Annotated in this window: 18 protein-coding genes; 3 read left to right on the forward strand and 15 right to left on the reverse strand. The window is 35.0% G+C overall.

The window, feature by feature from the left end; genetic code table 11:
* Positions 1–2: 2 nt before the first annotated feature.
* From trhO to ACFFLS_RS04950, 9 genes are all read right to left on the reverse strand, one after another.
* Entirely contained in the window at positions 3–1,361 is a 1,359-nt protein-coding gene (gene trhO / locus ACFFLS_RS04910; RefSeq protein WP_379684088.1) for an oxygen-dependent tRNA uridine(34) hydroxylase TrhO, read from the reverse strand.
* A 282-nt stretch (positions 1,362–1,643) separates the two neighbouring features.
* Entirely contained in the window at positions 1,644–2,054 is a 411-nt protein-coding gene (locus ACFFLS_RS04915) for a BrxA/BrxB family bacilliredoxin (RefSeq protein ID WP_379684089.1), read from the reverse strand.
* Positions 2,055–2,307: 253 nt separating this feature from the next.
* Positions 2,308–3,108, reverse strand: a complete 801-nt coding sequence (locus tag ACFFLS_RS04920) for a tetratricopeptide repeat protein (protein ID WP_379684090.1) — start codon at positions 3,106–3,108, stop codon at positions 2,308–2,310.
* 231 nt (positions 3,109–3,339) lie between these two features.
* Positions 3,340–3,720: an ArsR/SmtB family transcription factor gene (locus ACFFLS_RS04925; protein ID WP_379689202.1), complete on the reverse strand. Its 381-nt coding sequence runs from the start codon at positions 3,718–3,720 to the stop codon at positions 3,340–3,342.
* Positions 3,721–3,871: 151 nt separating this feature from the next.
* Positions 3,872–5,038 (reverse strand): lycopene cyclase family protein, encoded by a 1,167-nt coding sequence (locus ACFFLS_RS04930; protein WP_379684092.1) that lies wholly within the window; start codon positions 5,036–5,038, stop codon positions 3,872–3,874.
* A gap of 17 nt (positions 5,039–5,055) precedes the next feature.
* A complete protein-coding gene (locus tag ACFFLS_RS04935; protein WP_379684093.1) occupies positions 5,056–5,520 on the reverse strand; it encodes a thioredoxin family protein in 465 nt (154 codons plus the stop codon).
* A 232-nt stretch (positions 5,521–5,752) separates the two neighbouring features.
* The gene (locus tag ACFFLS_RS04940; protein ID WP_379684094.1) at positions 5,753–8,005 is read right to left on the reverse strand and encodes a TonB-dependent receptor; all 2,253 of its coding nucleotides are present in this window, start codon (positions 8,003–8,005) and stop codon (positions 5,753–5,755) included.
* 315 nt (positions 8,006–8,320) lie between these two features.
* The gene (locus ACFFLS_RS04945; protein WP_379684095.1) at positions 8,321–9,226 is read right to left on the reverse strand and encodes an NAD(P)/FAD-dependent oxidoreductase; all 906 of its coding nucleotides are present in this window, start codon (positions 9,224–9,226) and stop codon (positions 8,321–8,323) included.
* 10 nt (positions 9,227–9,236) lie between these two features.
* A complete protein-coding gene (locus tag ACFFLS_RS04950; protein ID WP_379684096.1) occupies positions 9,237–9,590 on the reverse strand; it encodes a MerC domain-containing protein in 354 nt (117 codons plus the stop codon).
* A 92-nt stretch (positions 9,591–9,682) separates the two neighbouring features.
* Here ACFFLS_RS04950 and ACFFLS_RS04955 point away from each other — a divergent pair, with 92 nt between their 5' ends.
* The 3 genes from ACFFLS_RS04955 (at position 9,683) to ACFFLS_RS04965 (ending at position 12,755) form a co-directional block, all read left to right on the forward strand.
* Positions 9,683–10,075 (forward strand): Fur family transcriptional regulator, encoded by a 393-nt coding sequence (locus ACFFLS_RS04955; protein WP_379684097.1) that lies wholly within the window; start codon positions 9,683–9,685, stop codon positions 10,073–10,075.
* 74 nt (positions 10,076–10,149) lie between these two features.
* Positions 10,150–12,018, forward strand: a complete 1,869-nt coding sequence (locus ACFFLS_RS04960) for an Nramp family divalent metal transporter (protein ID WP_379684098.1) — start codon at positions 10,150–10,152, stop codon at positions 12,016–12,018.
* 83 nt (positions 12,019–12,101) lie between these two features.
* Entirely contained in the window at positions 12,102–12,755 is a 654-nt protein-coding gene (locus tag ACFFLS_RS04965; protein ID WP_379684099.1) for a metal-dependent transcriptional regulator, read from the forward strand.
* Positions 12,756–13,210: 455 nt separating this feature from the next.
* On the opposite strand, the gene ACFFLS_RS04970 is transcribed toward ACFFLS_RS04965, so the two are convergent.
* From ACFFLS_RS04970 to ACFFLS_RS04995, 6 genes are all read right to left on the reverse strand, one after another.
* Positions 13,211–13,609 (reverse strand): hypothetical protein, encoded by a 399-nt coding sequence (locus ACFFLS_RS04970; RefSeq protein ID WP_149205903.1) that lies wholly within the window; start codon positions 13,607–13,609, stop codon positions 13,211–13,213.
* Between the two features lie 219 nt (positions 13,610–13,828).
* The gene (locus tag ACFFLS_RS04975) at positions 13,829–14,611 is read right to left on the reverse strand and encodes an enoyl-CoA hydratase/isomerase family protein (RefSeq protein ID WP_379684100.1); all 783 of its coding nucleotides are present in this window, start codon (positions 14,609–14,611) and stop codon (positions 13,829–13,831) included.
* 10 nt (positions 14,612–14,621) lie between these two features.
* Positions 14,622–16,037 carry an ATP-binding protein gene (locus ACFFLS_RS04980; RefSeq protein ID WP_379686336.1) on the reverse strand — a complete coding sequence of 472 codons (1,416 nt, stop codon included), beginning with the start codon at positions 16,035–16,037 and terminating at the stop codon, positions 14,622–14,624.
* Between the two features lie 317 nt (positions 16,038–16,354).
* Complete coding sequence (locus ACFFLS_RS04985) at positions 16,355–16,897, reverse strand: CopD family protein (RefSeq protein WP_379684101.1); 543 nt, start codon at positions 16,895–16,897, stop codon at positions 16,355–16,357.
* Positions 16,898–16,979: 82 nt separating this feature from the next.
* Positions 16,980–17,993 (reverse strand): ferrochelatase, encoded by a 1,014-nt coding sequence (gene hemH, locus ACFFLS_RS04990; protein ID WP_379684102.1) that lies wholly within the window; start codon positions 17,991–17,993, stop codon positions 16,980–16,982.
* A 205-nt stretch (positions 17,994–18,198) separates the two neighbouring features.
* A complete protein-coding gene (locus tag ACFFLS_RS04995; RefSeq protein WP_379684103.1) occupies positions 18,199–19,074 on the reverse strand; it encodes an AraC family transcriptional regulator in 876 nt (291 codons plus the stop codon).
* Positions 19,075–19,107: the final 33 nt, after the last annotated feature.

Genomic DNA, 19,107 nt, shown 5'->3' on the forward strand with positions numbered 1-19,107 from the left:
TGCTAATTTACAATTTTATACAATTTATCTGACAAACGAATGCGAAACGGAACCTCAAAAGTCACCTTATCACCAATCTTAGCAGTTGAAGTTGCTGCTCCCTCAACAATCAATTTTTCTAAAACCATTTCCTGATCTCCTGTAGTTGGACCCGAAATTAAGATTTTATCACCGATGTTTAACTCTTGGTTTTCGATAGTAAATTGTCCAACTTGCGCTTTTACATAATAATGTTCTGCTTTTCCAAGAAGTACTTTCTTTACTTTTATTTTCTGACGAATATCAGCCTGTTTTTGAGCAGTTGCCAAAGCAGTTTCTGGCAGTTCACCTGAATGTTTGAATTTTAGGTTTTCAGACTTTCCTTTTCTGAATACTTTGTTTCCAACTTGTTTTCCAGTTCTTAAACGAACCTGATCTACCAAAGGCATGTGGATTATTTCAAGACACTCTGTAGAACAGCAGTTTTCCATTGCCGCTTTGCAATCGTCACATTGAATAAACAATAAATGACAGCCGTCATTTTCGCAGTTGGTGTGATTATCACAAGGTTTTCCGCATTGGTGGCATTGTGAAATGATATCATCAGTGATTCTTTCGCCTAGACGATTATCAAATACGAAGTTTTTACCAATGAATTTGCTTTCTAAACCTTCTTCTTTCAATTGTTTAGCGTAATTAATAATACCACCTTCCAACTGATAAACGTTTTTGAAACCTTGATGTTTGAAATAAGCACTCGCTTTTTCGCAACGAATTCCTCCAGTACAATACATGACCAGATTTTTATCGTCTTTATGATCTTTAAGCTGTTCATTGATAATAGGCAAACTCTCTCTGAAAGTCTCTACATCTGGAGTAATAGCGCCTTTAAAATGTCCTACTTCACTTTCGTAGTGATTTCTAAAATCTACTACAATAGTGTTTGGATCATCAAGGATTTCGTTGAATTCTTTGGCTTTTAAGTGAACGCCAATATTAGTAACATCAAAAGTATCATCGTTTAAACCATCAGCAACGATTTTATGACGCACTTTGATGGTCAATTTTAAAAAGGAATGATCGTCTTGTTCTACGGCAACATTCAATCGTATGTCTTTCATGAAATCATAAACTTCAAGAGTTTCTCTAAAAGCTTCAAAATTTTCGGCAGGAACACTCATTTGAGCATTAATTCCTTCATGGGCAACATAAATTCTTCCTAATGCATCGAGTGCATTCCAGGCAAGAAATAAATCGTTACGAAATTTTTGTGGATCTTGAATTTTGGCATACGCATAGAAAGACAACGTTAGTCGTTGTTTACCGGCATCATCAATCATGATGGCTCTTTCTTCTGCGCTCAAAGTGTTGTACAGTTGCATGCTATAAACAGTTTTAAGTGAGAAATTAATTTTTTGCAAAAGTAGGCAAAAAGGTTCAAAGTTGCAAAGTAACAAAGTGACAAAGGTTTTTCTGCAAGGTTCTAAGGTGCTGAGTGGCTAAGATTCTAAGTTTTTTTAGTTTTTTACTCATAAAAAAAGCACCAATTGGTGCTTTTTAAAATCTTTGTTACTTTGTCACTTTGAACCTCTGCCCCTAAACTTTGAACCTTTGTCGCTAAACTTAGAAACTCAGCTTCTCAGAATCTTTGCATCTTCAAAAAATTAGCAAAACTCGTTAAACGCATCTTGCAAATTCTCAGCAATTAATTCTGCTGGACGGCCTTCGATGTGGTGACGCTCTAACATGTGTACCAATTCTCCGTTTTTGAACAAAGCCATAGATGGCGATGATGGAGGAAAAGGAAACATATGTTGTCTTGCAGCATCAACCGCTTCTTTGTCAACACCAGCGAAAACTGTTACAAGGTTATCTGGTTTTTTAGCACCTTCTAAACTCATTTTGGCTCCCGGACGTGCATTTCTAGCAGCACAACCGCAAACAGAGTTTACAACAACTAAAGTGGTACCTTCAGCTTTGATAGCATTCTCAACAGCTTCAGCACTATGTAAATCTTGAAAACCAGCAGAAGTTAATTCAGCTTCCATTGGTTTTACCATTTCTTGTGGATACATATTTCTTATTTTTTAAATTTTACTTTTGAATTGCAAAGTTACAAAGTTTACTCGCAACTACTTAATTTGAAGTATAAAGTTTTGTTATAGTTCGATTGAAAAAGTCGAAAGTTGGAAAGTCATAAAGTCGAAAGCCCGAATCAAAGTTTAAAAAGACCTATCCATTATTAAATAATACTCGTAATAAACTAATAAATGATACTACAAATACTTAAAATATCTGGAAAACTACCAAAAAAAGTCTCTCAAATAATTATTGTTTACTGAATTTCTTTTGGTAAGGATACATTTCATAAATCGCATTATCTTCATTAATAGAAAAACCTTTGGCTGCATCTTCTCTTGCAATGCCAACCAAAGCAACAACTTCTTCTCTTGGTTTTCCTTGTTTCAGCCAGCAAATTGCTTTGTAATACTTAGCATCTGAAAATTCAGGGTAAATTTTCAGCGCCTTGTCAAAAATTGCAATGGCTTCATCCCATTTTTTTAGTTCGTATTTTGCAATTCCCTGATAAAAGTAAGCGGTAGGATGCTCTAATTGTTGTCGGTTTTTATAAATGTCACTTACATAGTCACCCAAGAGCTTCTCTGCCTTTTCGTATTCGTTTAACTGAAGATAACAAAGTCCTTTATAAAAATTGAAACTATGATCCATAACATAACTATTTCCATACAATTTTATAGCTTCATCAAAGTCAATAAAGGCATCTTTGTATTGATGCGAAAAAATGCATTTCATAAAAGCCCTATAAGATAACCAACGTTCCTTGTTGTAAAAAACTGCTTTATCCAAATAAAACATTCCAACTTCATATTTTTTACATTTAAAATATGGCATTGCTTTTTGTTGCCATAAATAAGCAACTGTACTATCTTTCTTTAAACCTTGATCCAAACAATTTTGCCATTCGGTCATTTCAAAAACATAATTATGTTTTTCGGCGCAGTTGGTTAGAAATTCCTCTATTATAGCATCATGGGCTTTATTTGTAGAAACTTGTCCGAAAGATAAAAGAGTAAAAAAGAAAGTAATTCCTAAAGTAATATTTTTCAAAGGTTATTGTTTTAGTTTAACTTATTTGAGCGAAAAATCATTCTAAAGAACGCTTTTAAAAACGGAATTTTAGGACACTTTAAAACAACTTTAACATCTCCAATAAAGCAAGTTTCGATATCTAAAAACTTAAAAATCAACTTTGGATTTCCTTTCTTGAGTAACGAAGAAAAAATAGGGTTTCCCTGTTCATTATGACGAACCAGAATACCCAAAAGCAATAAATCTATATTATTTCTTATGAGGAAATTGATAATTATATTGTTTCAAATGATGCTTTTTACCTCTTACATTATGAGTTGTCAAAACCGTTGATTTATTCTTTTCTTCAACCTCAATCGTAGAAAGATAGTTACTAAAATATTTTTTAAGGATTTGAATATTATCTTTTTCAACAGAATAAATTGTCTTCTTTCCTTCATTTTTTATATTTACCAGATTTGCTTTTTTCAACTCTAGCAAATGTTTTGAGATGGTGGATTGTGCTAATGGAATTAAATTGACAATTTCACCACAAGTTCTGTTGTCTCTTCTCCATAAAAGTGTCATAATCTGAATTCGTATAGGATGCCCAAGCGCCTTGCAGGTTCTTCCTATTATTTTTGTTTCCATATCAAACTCTACCTGTTTTGAACCCCCCATAAATCTGTCAATTCTTTCATTATCGCATAAAAGCGATGTTATTTTGAATAACAAATCTAACTCAACTTGAATTTCCTAAACACCCACAAAAGTCATTAAAACAAAACAATAAGGTATTTTGCTAAAAAGATACACGGAATAATGCCTTTATAAAAGCCATTTTAGGACATTTTAAAATCACCTTTAAATCTTCACTCAAGTTGGTTTCTTCATCCAAAAACTTAAAAATCAAAACAGAATTTCCTTTTTTGAACAAAGAAGAAAAAATCTGACTTCCCAATTCATTCGTTCGGTGGAGAATATCTAAAAGCAGTAAATCGTAAAACCAGAAACGGCTCTTTTTGTAAAACAACTTCATATTGAGCAAACTGGAATCATTTTTCTGCAGGAACTCAATTAATGCAGTAGATTTTTTATCCGAATTTTTAAAGGTATAGCCCGTGCTGGCTTTTGTCCATCCGCCGGCAGTTCCAATATTCAAAACACGTTTGGTATTCTTTTTCCAAAAAGGAAAACAAGTCATCGGAATGCTTCCCTCCTCTTTTTCAATAATTTGGTATTCTACAGCGCCAAGTTTTTTTAGATAAATCTCAATCTCATTTTCATATTCTTCTTTTGGGAGAAGATCCTCCGAGAACAAAGTATATTCAACCAAAGCTTCGTTTTTAGAAGTCGGCAAAACATACATAAATCTTGTATTTCCTTTTTGTTCTACCGAAAAGTCCATAAAAGTAACTTTTTCAGGATTGAAAACCTCAGTTTCCGTTTTTACAAACCAGCCAACAAAATGCTGTTTTAAAACTGGATATTGGTTCTGATTTTCAGCAAAAGCTTTGGTGTAAATACTGTTAAAAAGATAATTGCAGGTATAACGGTTTTCTTCTGTACCAACAAAAACATGTGTTTCAAGTTCGTTGATATCAGTTACTTTTTCGTTTTGAAAAGTAATATTTTGATGTTTCGAAATGGCTTCAAAAACAAAACTGTAGAAATCCAATCCACGAATTTGGTTGTATTGATAAGGCTTCAACGCCAAATCGCGATGAAACTCTTTATTAGCAAATAAAGCAAAATCCCATTTTTTTGAAATAACCGGATTCCAGATATTTTCTTCTTTTTCCCAAAAACACCAAGTCCTGTCGTTGTTTCTTTTGGAATCCTGATCCAATAGCAAAATGGATTTATCAGAGAATTTCTCGGACAAAATCATCTTATAAACAGTCATCAAAGCCGAAAGGCCTGCTCCAGTAAAAATAAAATCGAAATGTTTGATTTGTGAGGAATTCATTCTCAAAAATAAGAATTTTATTCTTTTAGTTTTTCCAAAAGCATTTTAAAATCCTTTGGTGGTAAATAATTGGAATACTGAAAAATGATTTCGTTGTTCTCATTCAAAACACACAAGACGGGATATACAATCTGATTATTCTGTGTCCCAAGCTGTAAAGCCAATTCATGAACTCCGACATTATTTCCCGAAGGCTGGTATTTAAATATCTGATTTTGAAATTGAATATCCCGCTTTTCTTCTGCATTCAAATCAATAAAATAGAAATCGGAATTTAGCTTTTGATTGATTTCCTGATTTTTGAAAGTTGTAGCTTTCATTCGCTGGCAGAACTGACACCAATCGGTATGGATAAAAACAACGATTTTTCGTTTCTGAATTTGTTGCAAGCTATCTACTTCTTCAAAAGTCCTGCTTTTTAACTGGCAGAATCCCGTTGAAGTTATTCCAGAGAAAAGAATAAATAGAAGAAGCTTTTTCATTGTTTTTGTTTTTTGCCACTGATTAAAGGATTAAAAAGGATTTTTTACTTCGCTCAGCCTGACAGATGAATCTGTTTGAAAAAGTTTAACCACAAATTTCACAAATTAGCATAAATTATTAGCCTTACATTTCATTTAAAATTAGTGTTAATTTGTGAAATTCGTGGCGAAAAAAAACATCTCCAAAACCAATAATCTTTTTAATCTGCGCTAATCTGTGGCGAATAAAATCTTACCGCAAAGTATATCGCAATCCCAAGAATCCGCGAATCGTTTGGTTTTGTCCGTAAACATAAGTGGTATCAAAAGTCAAACCGTACGGATTATCTGGTGTTACTAATACTTTTCCAGCCGAATCGTACTGCACATTTTTATCAAAAGGATCATTGGTTCTTGAAATCAAAAACGGATTGTTTTGTTTAGGTCTAAAATTCAGCAGATTTTTTACGCCGCCATATACTTCAAAATCTTTCCATCCCGAATAGGTAAATTGAATGTTCTGAATGCTGTACCAAGGCGATTTTGGACTTCTTGGATCGTACTCGCTCAACAATGGCAATTTCATCGGACTGTAAATGTTTCCGGTATAATCCATTGACAAATTCCATGGCTGGATTTTATAGGAAACACTCCAAGTTCCCGTAAAGTTTTCTGTGAGATAAGGTCTTTCCGAAATTCCGTCTTCGACATTTTTGTTGTCTAAAACCGTTGCGCCCACAATAAATTTTAGTCCCGAAGGCAAATTTAGATCAACATTTGTACTGATTCCTTGGCTTATCGCATAACCATCAATATTGTTATAAATAATTTTATTTGGATCGCTCTCGTAATCTGTCACAATCTTATTGCTAAATCTGGTATAAAAAGCCGTCGTTTCTATTCCCATAAAAGTTCCATTTCCGAAATTGATTTTCTGAATATAATTCAAATTCACATTTACAGATTTCTCTGGATTCAAATTGTTTTCAATTACCACATCTCGCGATCCCGTAAGCGCGGCGTGATCTTCTGTAAACAAATTCACAACGCGAAATCCAGTTCCAGCATTTAATCTGAAAATCGTGTTTTCGTTGGCTTTGAATCGATACGCAAATCTAGGCGTTAAAATAGAACCGTGAATCGAATTATAGTCATAACGCATTCCCAACAAAACCTGACTTTTTGGAGAAAGGGTTATTTCATCTTGAACAAAAATTCCAGGAAGCCAAGTATTTTCAGCATCTTTTGTGGCTGGAGTATTATCGTCATAATAAGTATATCGGCTGGCAATTCCTGCAAGCAAATCGTTTCGTCCGATTTTTTTATCCCAAGTCAATTGCAGAAATCCAATTTTCTGATTGGCGATATAAGATGTTGTTCCGTATCGACTGTCCTGATAATGCACATTTCCCGAGAACGAAAGCATCAGTTTTTCTTCAAACGGCAATTGATAACTTCCAATTAATTCGGCTCTTTTTGTGTAAATGCTTTCTCCATAGATTTCATCGCCACCGCGAAATTTCTTTTCCCAGCGAATGTCTCCGCCCCAGCGATCTTCGTACATTCCGCGTGCCGCAATCGTAAAAAGGCGATTATGATTTCGCTTAAAACTCCATTTATTAAAAAGCGAAATTCGTTCAGAAAGCGTGACATCAGTAAAATTATCTTTGTCTTTATCGATAACCTGATCGTAGTTGAAATAATTGATTCCGATAAGCGAAGTTGCTTTTTTTCCAACATTAAATTTCATTCCCAAATCGAGATTGCTTTCAAAATAAGAAGTCGTAAAATAATCTGCTGAAAAAGTCGGTGCATTAGTTGGATTTTTAGTGATGATGTTGATCAAACCGCCAACAGCTTCACTTCCATAAAGAGACGAAGCTGGCCCTTTTACAATTTCTATCCGTTCTACTAGAGAATTCGGAATTCCCGATAAGCCATAAACCGTCGAAAGGCTGCTTACAATCGGCATTCCGTCAATCATTACCAAAGTGTACGGACCTTCTAAGCCATTGATATGAATATCTCCCGTATTGCAGACCCCGCAATTGAGCTGAGGCCGAACACCGTTTATGTTTTGAAGTGCATCATAAATACTAGGAGTTGGGTTTTTCTTGAAGAAAACAGGTGAATAAACCTCAACCGGAACGGCACTTTCCATGCGTCTTACAGGTTTTAAGGTTCCAGAAACAACCACTTCGTTTAGCTCATTCTGATCTTCTTTCAATTCAAAATCCAAGTTCAGATTTTGATTTTCTGATAAGTTAATTTTTTGGGTCAACGTTTTGAATCCTATCGAGGTTACTGCAATTTTATAAGTTCCTACTGGAATGTTTTCTAATTGATAATGCCCTAAAGAATCTGTTTGTGTTTTAAAGTTTGTATTTAACAAACGAACATCAATTTCTTGTACAACAGGACTATCCGTAGTTATTTTACCTGATATATTTTGGGAGTAAATACTTTTAGTTGAAATTATTAATATTGTCAAAAATAAATATTTCATTGTTTTAAAATTAAATTTAGACAAAACTAAAAATTAAATTTGACAAATAATGATTCTGAAAACAAAATTTTCAAACGGATTGAATTCAATATGTTAGACATTTATTTTTATCGCACAAAACAAAGTCGAAAAGTTGTTTTATTAAATGCTTGAATTATTTAATCTCGCAAAGTCGCGAAGTCGCGAAGTTTTTTTTTCTAAACGATATAAGTCATGTAAGTTCATTTCAAGCCAAACCTAAATTATCTTATATGACTTATATGGTTTAATTCACTTTGCGTCTTCGCGACTTTGCGAGAGATTTTCAGTGCATTTCTAGAAATCTTCATCAATGAGATCTTTATTTATAACCGCTCCGGCGAAAGAACCTGTAGAAACCGCAATCGCAACAGATCGCATTGGAGTTGTACAGTCTCCGCTTGCAAAAACTCCTGTCACATTTGTTTTTTGCATAGCATCAACTTTTACCAAACTTTGTTCGTTGAGTTCACAGCCTAGAGCTTCAGGAATTGGACAATGTTGCTCAAAAGGTACTTTGGCATAAATGGCTTTTACTTCAACCTTATTACCGTTTTTGAAAACGATATTTGAAACATAACCTTCATTATGTTCCAAAGAATCTATTTCTTCTTCAAAAATCTGAACTTCGTGATTTTTCAAAATTTCGGTTTGTTCTAAAGTCAAGGCTGATTTTCCGTTTGTGCATAACCGAAGATCTTTTGTCCAATTCGAAATCAGTTTGGCATATTCAAAGCCCATTTCGCCATTGGCAATAATCGCTGTCTTTTCGTTTTTGACTTCATAACCATGACAATAAGGACAATGCAAAACTGATATTCCCCAACAGGCTGCAAAACCATCAATTTCAGGGAATAAATCCTTAACCCCAGTTGCAAACAACACTTTTCTAGAAGTAAATATAGCTCCAGATTCGGTTATGATTTCAAAACCTTTATCTGTTTTTAATGCTTTTACAGCAAGTCCGTTGTAAAATTGAACCGATTTGTAAAGTTCAACCTGCAATTTGGCTTTGGCCGAAATTACTGCCGGCTTTTCTCCGTCATGCGTAATAAAATTATGAGAATGTGGCGTCTGTCTGTTACAAGGTTTGCCACTGTCAATTATTAAGGTACGGCGTAAAGAACGCCCAAGGCTCATTGCTGCCGAAAGACCGCTGTAGCTTCCTCCGATAATGATGACTTCAAAACTATTAAGATCCATAACTTATGCTTTAACGATGATTTACTCTGTGCAATTTGTAATTTATTAAATGTCCTGCTATCATTCCGATTCCTCCAATATAGATTAAGTCGTTATGAGCATCGAAAAAGATTTCACTCAAAATACTGATCATAACCAACGTTATGGAAACAATCAATAGAGAAGAAACCAACGCAGTTGATTTTTTTGTAATTTTGAAAATAGCAAATAAACCTACTGAAGCAAAGATCAAATCGACAAAAGGATTATGACTTAAGCCTAAAGGCAGAATAGTCAGAAGAGGAAAAATCAAGCAATGCACCAAACAGATGGCTGCACTTGAAACTCCTAAAATATCGTAAAAAGACGCGGTTAATTTCTTCATTTCTAGTATATTTGCTTAATGCAATTTTGTTGCAAATATACATTTTTATTTTAATTGCAACAATGTTGCGTTATTTTTTTACCGTATTTTTAATGAAAACGACACGTAATACTACCGCAAAAACAGCTGTTTTGGAAGTTTTTGAAAACTCTAAAACGGCATTGTCTCATACCGAAATCCAAAAGCAATTAAACGATGTTTGTGACCGCGTGACCATTTATAGAATTTTGGACCGCTTGGTTAATGAAGATATTATTCATAAAATTTCAAATCTTGACGGAACGGTAAAATATGCCAAATGCAATCATTCGCATCAGCGAGTACATATTCACAATCATGCCCATTTTAGCTGTGAGAACTGTCACGAAATAACTTGTCTCGAAAGTGTAAAGCCAAGTTATATCATGCCGCATAATTATAAAGTAAAAGAAATCAACTTTACTTTATCAGGTTTATGCCCAAAATGTTTGAATTCTAACATATAAATTTTAGACTCGCCTAAAAATATTGTTCCGCGAATATCATTTTTATATATATTTGTGAAAACAATACTTTTACAATGGGTAAATCTTTAGAAGAAGTACACGAATCAGTCTCTACTGAAAACAAGAAAAAAGGTTTTAGAAAAATACTGGCTTTTCTCGGCCCCGCTTATCTAGTAAGTGTCGGCTATATGGATCCCGGAAACTGGGCAACCGACATTGCCGGCGGAAGCCAGTTTGGTTACACCCTTGTATGGGTTTTATTGATGAGCAATCTTATGGCTTTGCTGCTGCAGAGTCTCAGCGCTCGTCTCGGAATTGTAACACAACGCGACTTGGCGCAGGCTTCTAGAGAAACCTACTCAAAATACATCAATTACATTTTATACTTTTTGGCCGAAATTGCCATTGCTGCCTGTGATTTGGCCGAAGTTCTCGGAATGGCGATCGGAATCAATCTGCTATTTGGCATTCCGCTTTTTGAAGGCGTTTTGATTACCGTTCTCGATACTTTTCTTCTTCTTTTCTTGATCAATAAAGGAATCCGAAAAATGGAAGCTTTTATTATTGTTTTAGTCGCCATCATAGGTTTTTCTTTTATTTTCGAAATGATTTTTGCCGAACCAGAAATTCATAAAATCATTGAAGGTTTGGTTCCTTCTATTCCAAATTCGGCCGCATTGTATATCGCAATCGGAATTATTGGTGCAACGGTTATGCCTCATAATCTGTATCTACACTCTTCTTTGGTACAGACCAGAAAATTTGACAGAACGCCAGCCGGAATCAAACAGGCTTTAAAATACAACTTCATCGATTCTACGATTGCTTTGAATCTTGCCTTTTTCGTAAATGCTGCGATTTTAATTCTTGCCGCGGCCACTTTTCATAAAAACGGAATGTTTGAAGTTGCCGAAATTCAAGATGCGCATCAGTTTCTAGAACCTTTATTGGGAACCAAATGGGCGCCAATCTTATTTGCGGTTGCCTTAATTGCAGCGGGACAAAGCTCAACGGTGACTGGAACTCTTGCCGGACAGATTGTAATGGAAGGTTATCTCCATTTAAGAATCCAGCCTTGGGTTCGTCGAATCATAACACGTTTGATTGCGATTGTTCCTGCCTTAATCGTGATTTGGATTTATGGCGAAAGTGTAACGGGTAAACTTCTTATCTTAAGCCAGGTTATTCTAAGTTTGCAATTGGGATTTGCTATTATTCCGCTGATTCATTTTGTGAGTGATAAATCAAAAATGAATGGTTTTCATATTTCTAAAACAACGCAGGTTGTTTCCTGGATTATCGCTACGACTATTGTTTCCTTGAATGCTAAATTGGTTTATGACGAAATCACTTCGTGGCTAGCAGAATCGAATCATCCGACGGTTATATGGTTTACAGTAGTGCCGCTTGCGTTTGGTTTTTTAGCCTTACTGCTCTACATCGTTTTTAAACCTTTTATTGCCAGAGCCAAATCAAAAAACATCAATCATTCGCCACACAACCTGAAACTGCATTTTTCTCCAAAGAAAACTCAGGAAGTAAAAAACATAGCGATTTCTGTAGATTTCTCTAATGCTGATGAAGCTGCATTGAACCACGCCTTCGAATTGGGCGGAATGGATGCCAAATACACACTTATTCATATTGTCGAAACTGTCGGCGCGTTAATGTATGGTATTCATACTCACGATCACGAAACCACAATCGATGAAAAACTATTATTAGAATATAAAGAAATGCTTTCGCAGAAGGGTTTCAACATCGAAACAGAACTTGGTTTTGGAAAACCCAACAAGACAATTTCAGAAATCATAAACGGCGGCACTTTTGATATTCTGGTAATGGGAACCCACGGCCACACTGGATTAAAAGATATTCTTTTCGGCACAACGGTAGACAAACTAAGACATAAAATTTCGATACCTTTGTTGATTGTTAAATAAAAGACGCAAAGGCTCAGAGGAACAAAGGGACAAAGATTTCCCTATGAACCTTTGTAACTTTGCAACTTTGAACCTTAAAAGAAATGACTTTTTCAGAAGAAAACTACCTTAAATCGATTTATCACTTAACTGCTGCTTTGGAAACGGAAGTGAGCACGAATGCTATTGCCGAAATCATGGAAACAAAAGCTTCCTCGGTTACAGATATGCTTAAAAAGCTGGCGGAAAAAGATTTAGTGAATTATAAAAAATACCAAGGTGTTTCTTTGACAGAAAACGGAAAACTAGCAGCCAAAATGATTGTGAGGAAACACCGTTTATGGGAAGTGTTTTTGGTGGAGAAACTAAATTTTAGCTGGGATGAAGTTCATGATATTGCAGAACAATTAGAACATATCAAATCGGAGCAATTGATTAACCGTTTGGATGATTTTCTGGGAAATCCAACCGAAGATCCACATGGAGATCCAATTCCAGATGCGAACGGCCGAATTATTAAAATTGAAAAACAACTGCTTTCTGAATTATCAGATAATCAAACTGGCGTTTGTGTGGGTGTAAAAGATACTTCTTCGGAGTTCTTGAAATATCTGGATAAACAAGGAATTGCTTTGGGTTCTAAAATTGAATTTATTTCTAAAGAATCTTTCGATTTATCGGTTCGAATTAAGGTGAATGGTAATGAGTTGTCTATTTCGAATAAAATTGCTTCTAATTTGTTTGTAAAGCTGGTTTAACGGGTTGTTTTCACGAAGATACATTGAGAATTATATGGATCGAACCTACGGCTCTCTATTTTTCTTATCGACAATTACGACGGATTGAAATCCGTCGCTACAAAATTTAACGAGCCTATGGCTCTTTCCTATTATAATCTGCAAGTCAAATAATAATATCCAGATACCTAACAGGTTTTAAAAACCTGTTAGGATAAATTATCATGCAAAAAGTTCCGAAGCAACGAAATATATTGTAGCAACGGATTTTAATCCGTTGAAAGAAGCATTTCATTTAGAATTGAGTTCCATAGGAACGCAAAATATTAATTACATTTAATGCTCTAAAAACATTCAGAAAAACAAAAATGTTATTTTGAAACCGAGTGTCTTAGCCCCGATAGAAGTGAAAATCCTTTTGTGGCGGGGTTCGACACAAAAGATTGAAACGGATAGCGGGATTAGCTCCTAAAAATTTAAACTATCCCTTTCTCAATCATTTCCAGCATAACTGGCGATGCATTTTTAAACGTGGGTGGTTGTTCGATAATACTTCCTGCATTCTTTTTATTTACTTTGAAAGTAACGTCGTTATCTGTCGTAAATAAAAGCGCGGTTAAAAAAGGCTTTTTAATATAAGTTCCTAAAACCAATAGCGCCTCGTCTAAAGTATGAATGCTTTCAATTTCTTCTGTTTTGTAACGAGAAGTTAGGGAAATCGAAAAAGTATTGTCTTCGTTGAGAACCAAACGGAAATAGATGTTTTTAATTTCGGTATCGCCCATGGTTTTGGCCAAAGTAAGTTTTGCGAAAGTTCCGTTTTGGATGCTTTCTTTAACTCGTTCACAAAAAAGGGCAAATATTGGTTCGTACATTTTTTTAAAGTTGCTAAGGTTCTGAGATGCTGAGATTCTAAGTTTTTAGAATCTTTGTCTATTATTTAACCGCAAAGGTCGCAAAGATTTACGCAAAGAACACAAGAATTGAGCAAAAAAATCAGCCACAGATTATAGAGATTAACACAGATTACAGTAAATCCTTTTAATCCAAATAATCTGTGGCTAAAAATTAATATTTTTTGCGGTTAAGAAAAATTATTTCCCTGTAAATTCAGCTTTACGTTTTTCTAAAAAGGCTGTTGTTCCTTCTTTAAAATCCTGGGTTCCGAAACATTCTCCGAATGATTTTATTTCGGTATCGAAACCATTTTTACCATCTTTAAAATTGGCATTGATGGCTTTTATAGCTTTTCCGATTGCAAAAGGTGCATTTTTAATGATTTTCTGAGCGATTACGTTTGTAAATGACAGCAATTCTTCCTGAGGCACGACATGATTTACTAAACCATAATCTTTTCCTTGTTCGGCAGTAATCATCGCAGCGGTCATAATCATTTCCATGGCACGGCCTTTTCCAATTAATTGTGGCAAACGCTGTGTTCCTCCGTAACCTGGAATCAATCCTAAAGTTACTTCTGGAAGTCCCATTTTGGCATTGTCCGAAGCTATTCTGAAATGACAAGCCATAGCCAGTTCTAATCCGCCACCAAGAGCAAAACCGTTCACGGCTGCAATAACTGGTTTTTTAAGGTTTTCGATAAAATCAAAAAGTGATTCCTGACCTTCTGCTGCCAGTTGCGCCCCCTCAACAGTGGTATAATTTGCAAACTCAGAAATATCAGCTCCAGCTACAAAAGCTTTTTCTCCGCTTCCGGTTAAAACAATAACACGAACATTGTCATCACCTCCCAAAGCACTGATGGCTTTGCTCAAATCGCCAATTGTTGCTTTATTTAAAGCATTCAGTTTGGTTGGTCTGTTTATGGTAATGGTTGCGATTTTTTCTTCTATAGAAACTAAAATATTTTCGTAAGTCATAGCATTGGCTTTATGAGTTAGTGATAGGAAGCGTAACCGTAAAAGTAGTTCCTTTTCCGTAAGTTGAATCAAAGGTAATTGTTCCTTTGTAATTTTCGATGATGTTTTTTATAATTCCGAGCCCGAGTCCCATACCGCTGGTTTTGGTTGTAAATTTTGGTTCGAAGATTCGTCCGATATCTTGTTTTTGGATTCCGATTCCATTGTCTTTTACGGCAATTTCAACATTGTTGTTTCTTCGTTTAACAGAAACCGCAATTGATTTCTGATACTGACTTTCCGAAATGGCTTGAGTTGCATTTTTAACCAAATTGGTAATGACACGGATTAACTGCGTACGGTCCATTTTTGAAATGATTTCTTCTTCTTCTTTTTCGAAAACAATATAATCTTCGTTGAAAATATCCAAAGCCAATTCTACAACCTCAACAACATTCAACGTTTCATTTTGCTGCGCCGGCATTGAAGCGAAATTTGAAAATGCCGAAGCAACAGACGTCATGGTATCAATCTGCTGAATTAAGGTTTCGGAATAATCGTTCATCTTTTGCTTAACATCAGGAGCAGAAGGGTCAAACTTTCTTTGAAAACTCTGAACTGTCAAACGCATCGGCGTAAGCGGATTTTTAATTTCGTGTGCCACTTGTTTTGCCATTTCGCGCCAAGCTTCTTCACGTTCGCTTTGCGCTAATTTGATTGCACTCGTTTCGAGTTTGTCGACCATTCCGTTATACGCTTTGATCAGGAAGTTGACTTCTTTACTGTTGGCTTCCAAAACAATTTTCTCATTTTTCTGATCCAGATTGGTTTCTTCCAAACGATCGGAAATGGTTTTTAATGATTTTGTGATATAAGTCGAAAGGAAATACGCCAAGGCAAAAGCCACAATCAGCATAAATGAATAAACCTGACTCAGACGAATCAGGAAGGTATTCAACTCATTATCATAATAACCATCGTCTTCTAAATAAGGAAGATTTAAAATTCCGAGCGGTTTGAATTTTTCGTCTTTTATTAAACTGTAAGATGAACGGTTCTTTACTCCGTCAATGGTTTTAATATCAACAAATCGCTTTTCGATTGAGGAACGAACCAGTTTCAAAATATATTCTGGAATTGGCGGGGCAATTTTATCAACTGCGAAAGATTCTTTGGATGATTTTAAAAGTTTTCCATCTAAACTGTAAATATTAATTTCGATTTTATGAATCTGCGCTAATTCGTGAATTTTATCTTTAAAAATTAAATCTAAATTTCCTGTCTTCAGCGGATACGTTGTAGTTGCCAGAACGTAATTAATATGTTCTTTAACCGCATTTTCTTTTCGTTCTAAACGTTCCTGATGGTATTCTTTGGCCTCGGTTTTAAACTGAATAATCGAAATCGAAGCCAATAAAAAAGATGCCACAACAATCAATACAATCATCGACAGGAAAATCCTGGTACGAAGGGAAAGCATTGTCATTTTGAAGTTTAGCATGTTTTTTTGTTTTATTTGTTTCAGGTTTCAAGTTTCAGGTTAGGTTGCGTTTTGCAACTTGAAACCTGAAACTAAAAAACTTTCTTTCCACAACCCGAGCGATAGCGAACAGGCGAAGCAATTCCACCAATTTACACTAATTTTTTTTTGCCACAGATTAAAAGGATTATTTGGATTAAAAAAATCATTTAAATTCTTTTAATCTGTGGCAAAAACTATAAAAATAAATTCGTGCTAATTCGTGAAATTTGTGGCAACCTTTTTTATTTTTTTTCTCGAATTCGCTTGTAAAATCGGAAACCCAGCATAATCAAAACCGAGAATAAAACAATTCCGATTACGCCGAAAATCCAGTTGATGGCACTTTTTAAAACTACTAAAAATACCACGGCAAACAAAATAATCGTTGCGCCTTCATTCCATAAACGCATAAAATTATTGGAATATTTTACCTCATCGTTTTGTAATTGTTTAAAAATCTGATGGCACTTTCCGTGGTATAAATACAAAAGGAAAACGAAACATAATTTCACATGCATCCACGGCATCTGAATCCAGATATGTCCCGCCTCTGTAAAAAACAACATCCAAAAAGCAAAAATACTTGCTAAAACCGCTGACGGCCATGTGATAATATACCACAAACGGTAGGCCATAATTTTGTATTGTGCCTGAAGAATCTCTTTTTCGGGTGAAGGTTTTTCATTGGCTTCAATTTGATACACAAACAAACGCACAATATAAAACAAACCCGCAAACCAGGTAATTACAAAAATAAGGTGTAGTGATTTTAAGTAGTCATACATAGTATTCCATTTAGTATTTGTTTCAGGTTTCAGGTTAATCAACTTTGAGAAAAACTTGAAACCTGAAACTTGAGACTAAAATTTATTTCGCCCAATCATTAATCCAATTAGAAACCGTTTGGCACCATTCATCATCATCATTCAAGCAAGGAATTGCCAAGAACTCTTCTCCTCCATTTGCTTCGAAATCTTCTTTGGCGCGCATGGCGATTTCCTCTAAAGTTTCTAAACAATCGGAAACGAAAGCCGGTGTTACAACCGCTAATTTTTTGATTCCTTTTGCAGGCATATTGTCAATTTCAACATCTGTATAAGGCTCTAACCATTTATCACCCGCTAAACGAGATTGAAATGTCAAACTGTATTTGTCTTCTGGAAGGCCTAATAATTTAATAACTTGTTTTGTTGTTTCGTAACATTGGTGACGGTAACAGAATTCATGTGCCGGAGATGGCGTATTACAGCATGAACCGTCAATTTTACAATGCGATTTTGTTACGTCTGTTTTGCGGATATGACGCTCCGGAATTCCGTGATACGAAAACAACAAATGATCGTAGTCAAATCCAACTAAGTGTTTTTGAATTGAATCTGCTAAATTCTTGATGTAATCCGGTTTGTTGTAAAATGCCGGAACATCGGTAAATTTCATGTGAGGAAATTTCTTTTTGCGAATTTCTTCTGCTTTTACTAAAATAGTCAAAGTCGAAGCCATTGCATATTGTGGATATAAAGGAAAAAGCATTACATCTGTAACTCCTTTGTCGCTCAATTCCTGAAGTCCTTTTTCGATTGTCATGCTTCCGTAACGCATTGCGAGCGCAACAGGAACATTTACAAGTGGCTGCACTTTTTTCTGCATTCTTTCTGAAAGAACGACTAATGGCGAACCTTCTTCCCACCAAATTTTTGCATAAGCGTGCGCTGATTCTTCTGGTCTTTTTCTTAAAATAATACCGCGAACTAATAATGCTCTCAATAAATACGGAACGTCGATTACGTATTTATCCATTAAAAATTCATCTAAATAGGGTTTTACATCTTTTGGAGTTGGACTTTCTGGTGATCCTAAGTTTACTAATAATACGCCTTTCATTATGTTCTTTTGCTTTAAGCTTTTATTTGTTTTTTAAATTTCGGCAAAAGTATTTCATGCTACTTTATCGAAATATGATATTTATTACTTTTTAATTATTGTTGAATATAGAAAATCAATTTCTCTCGCAGATTCTGCAGATTTAGCAGATTTTTATTTTGTACTAATTCGTGATTCCGATAACTATCGGGAGTGGCGAAAAAAATTAAACATTCGCATTAATCGACATCAAATATTTTTTTGGTGTTGTTCCGAATTTCTTCTTGAATGCGGCTATGAAATGACTTCCTGTACTGTAACCAATTTTCAATCCAACCTCATTTACATTATAAGAACCACTGTCTAAAAGTTTTCGGGCGAAATCCATTTTATAATCGAAAAGGAAACCGTAAACAGTATCGCCATAAATTTGTTTGAAACCCATTTTGAGTTTTTTCAAATTCAGACCAATTTCGTCTGCCAGTTCTTGCAATCCTGGCGGTTCGGCCATATTCGCGATTACAATTTCTTTGGCTTTTCTGATTTTCAAAACATTGTCTTCGTCAATCAAAAACGGACATTGTTCTGCATTTGGATCTTCGGTTCTGTTAAAATACAGACTCAATAATTCGTATCCTTTTCCTTTATAATAAAGATTTTTTATCGATGGATGAAGATTGTAATGAAACAACTGACTCAAAACAATTGCCATTGACGGACTGATGTTTCCTTCGTTATAATACTTCTTATCCTTATTATCTGCACTCAAGAAAGTAATATAGTCGGCTTCGGCAGAAAATAGTGCGTGAAATTTCTTTATTGAAACAATAACCGAAATTGCCCACGAGTTTGGAGCCAATTCTAAATGAAGCGGTAATTCTTTTTGCGGATTATACAAAAGCAATGATTTTTCTTCTTTTAGTTCTAAAGCATAAGTGCCCTGATTGAACAAAAATTTGGCATTGCCTTTTATCCCGAAGTGAAACTGTATCAAGCCTGTACCTACGATTTCATGCTGTGCAAAAAATGGTTCGGCACCGTCGTTTTGAAAACGGATCAGCGTAAAGTCGTCTTCAATTTTTATAATTTCTTGAGAACCCATAGCGATATTTTTTTGAAACGAAAATCAAAACAA

This window comes from Flavobacterium procerum (assembly GCF_042431625.1).
GTDB lineage: Bacteria > Bacteroidota > Bacteroidia > Flavobacteriales > Flavobacteriaceae > Flavobacterium > Flavobacterium procerum.

What these genes read in the sequence shown, in the direction of transcription:
- ACFFLS_RS04975 (WP_379684100.1), bottom strand. Translation starts at nt 14,611, where the DNA reads ATGACTTACGAAAATATTTTAGTTTCTATAGAAGAAAAAATCGCAACC.
- ACFFLS_RS04950 (WP_379684096.1), bottom strand. Translation starts at nt 9,590, where the DNA reads ATGAAGAAATTAACCGCGTCTTTTTACGATATTTTAGGAGTTTCAAGT.
- ACFFLS_RS04955 (WP_379684097.1), top strand. Translation starts at nt 9,683, where the DNA reads ATGAAAACGACACGTAATACTACCGCAAAAACAGCTGTTTTGGAAGTT.
- ACFFLS_RS04995 (WP_379684103.1), bottom strand. Translation starts at nt 19,074, where the DNA reads ATGGGTTCTCAAGAAATTATAAAAATTGAAGACGACTTTACGCTGATC.
- ACFFLS_RS04970 (WP_149205903.1), bottom strand. Translation starts at nt 13,609, where the DNA reads ATGTACGAACCAATATTTGCCCTTTTTTGTGAACGAGTTAAAGAAAGC.
- ACFFLS_RS04930 (WP_379684092.1), bottom strand. Translation starts at nt 5,038, where the DNA reads ATGAATTCCTCACAAATCAAACATTTCGATTTTATTTTTACTGGAGCA.
- ACFFLS_RS04960 (WP_379684098.1), top strand. Translation starts at nt 10,150, where the DNA reads ATGGGTAAATCTTTAGAAGAAGTACACGAATCAGTCTCTACTGAAAAC.
- ACFFLS_RS04965 (WP_379684099.1), top strand. Translation starts at nt 12,102, where the DNA reads ATGACTTTTTCAGAAGAAAACTACCTTAAATCGATTTATCACTTAACT.
- ACFFLS_RS04985 (WP_379684101.1), bottom strand. Translation starts at nt 16,897, where the DNA reads ATGTATGACTACTTAAAATCACTACACCTTATTTTTGTAATTACCTGG.
- hemH (WP_379684102.1), bottom strand. Translation starts at nt 17,993, where the DNA reads ATGAAAGGCGTATTATTAGTAAACTTAGGATCACCAGAAAGTCCAACT.
- trhO (WP_379684088.1), bottom strand. Translation starts at nt 1,361, where the DNA reads ATGCAACTGTACAACACTTTGAGCGCAGAAGAAAGAGCCATCATGATT.
- ACFFLS_RS04940 (WP_379684094.1), bottom strand. Translation starts at nt 8,005, where the DNA reads ATGAAATATTTATTTTTGACAATATTAATAATTTCAACTAAAAGTATT.
- ACFFLS_RS04915 (WP_379684089.1), bottom strand. Translation starts at nt 2,054, where the DNA reads ATGTATCCACAAGAAATGGTAAAACCAATGGAAGCTGAATTAACTTCT.
- ACFFLS_RS04945 (WP_379684095.1), bottom strand. Translation starts at nt 9,226, where the DNA reads ATGGATCTTAATAGTTTTGAAGTCATCATTATCGGAGGAAGCTACAGC.
- ACFFLS_RS04935 (WP_379684093.1), bottom strand. Translation starts at nt 5,520, where the DNA reads ATGAAAAAGCTTCTTCTATTTATTCTTTTCTCTGGAATAACTTCAACG.
- ACFFLS_RS04925 (WP_379689202.1), bottom strand. Translation starts at nt 3,720, where the DNA reads ATGGAAACAAAAATAATAGGAAGAACCTGCAAGGCGCTTGGGCATCCT.
- ACFFLS_RS04980 (WP_379686336.1), bottom strand. Translation starts at nt 16,037, where the DNA reads ATGATTGTATTGATTGTTGTGGCATCTTTTTTATTGGCTTCGATTTCG.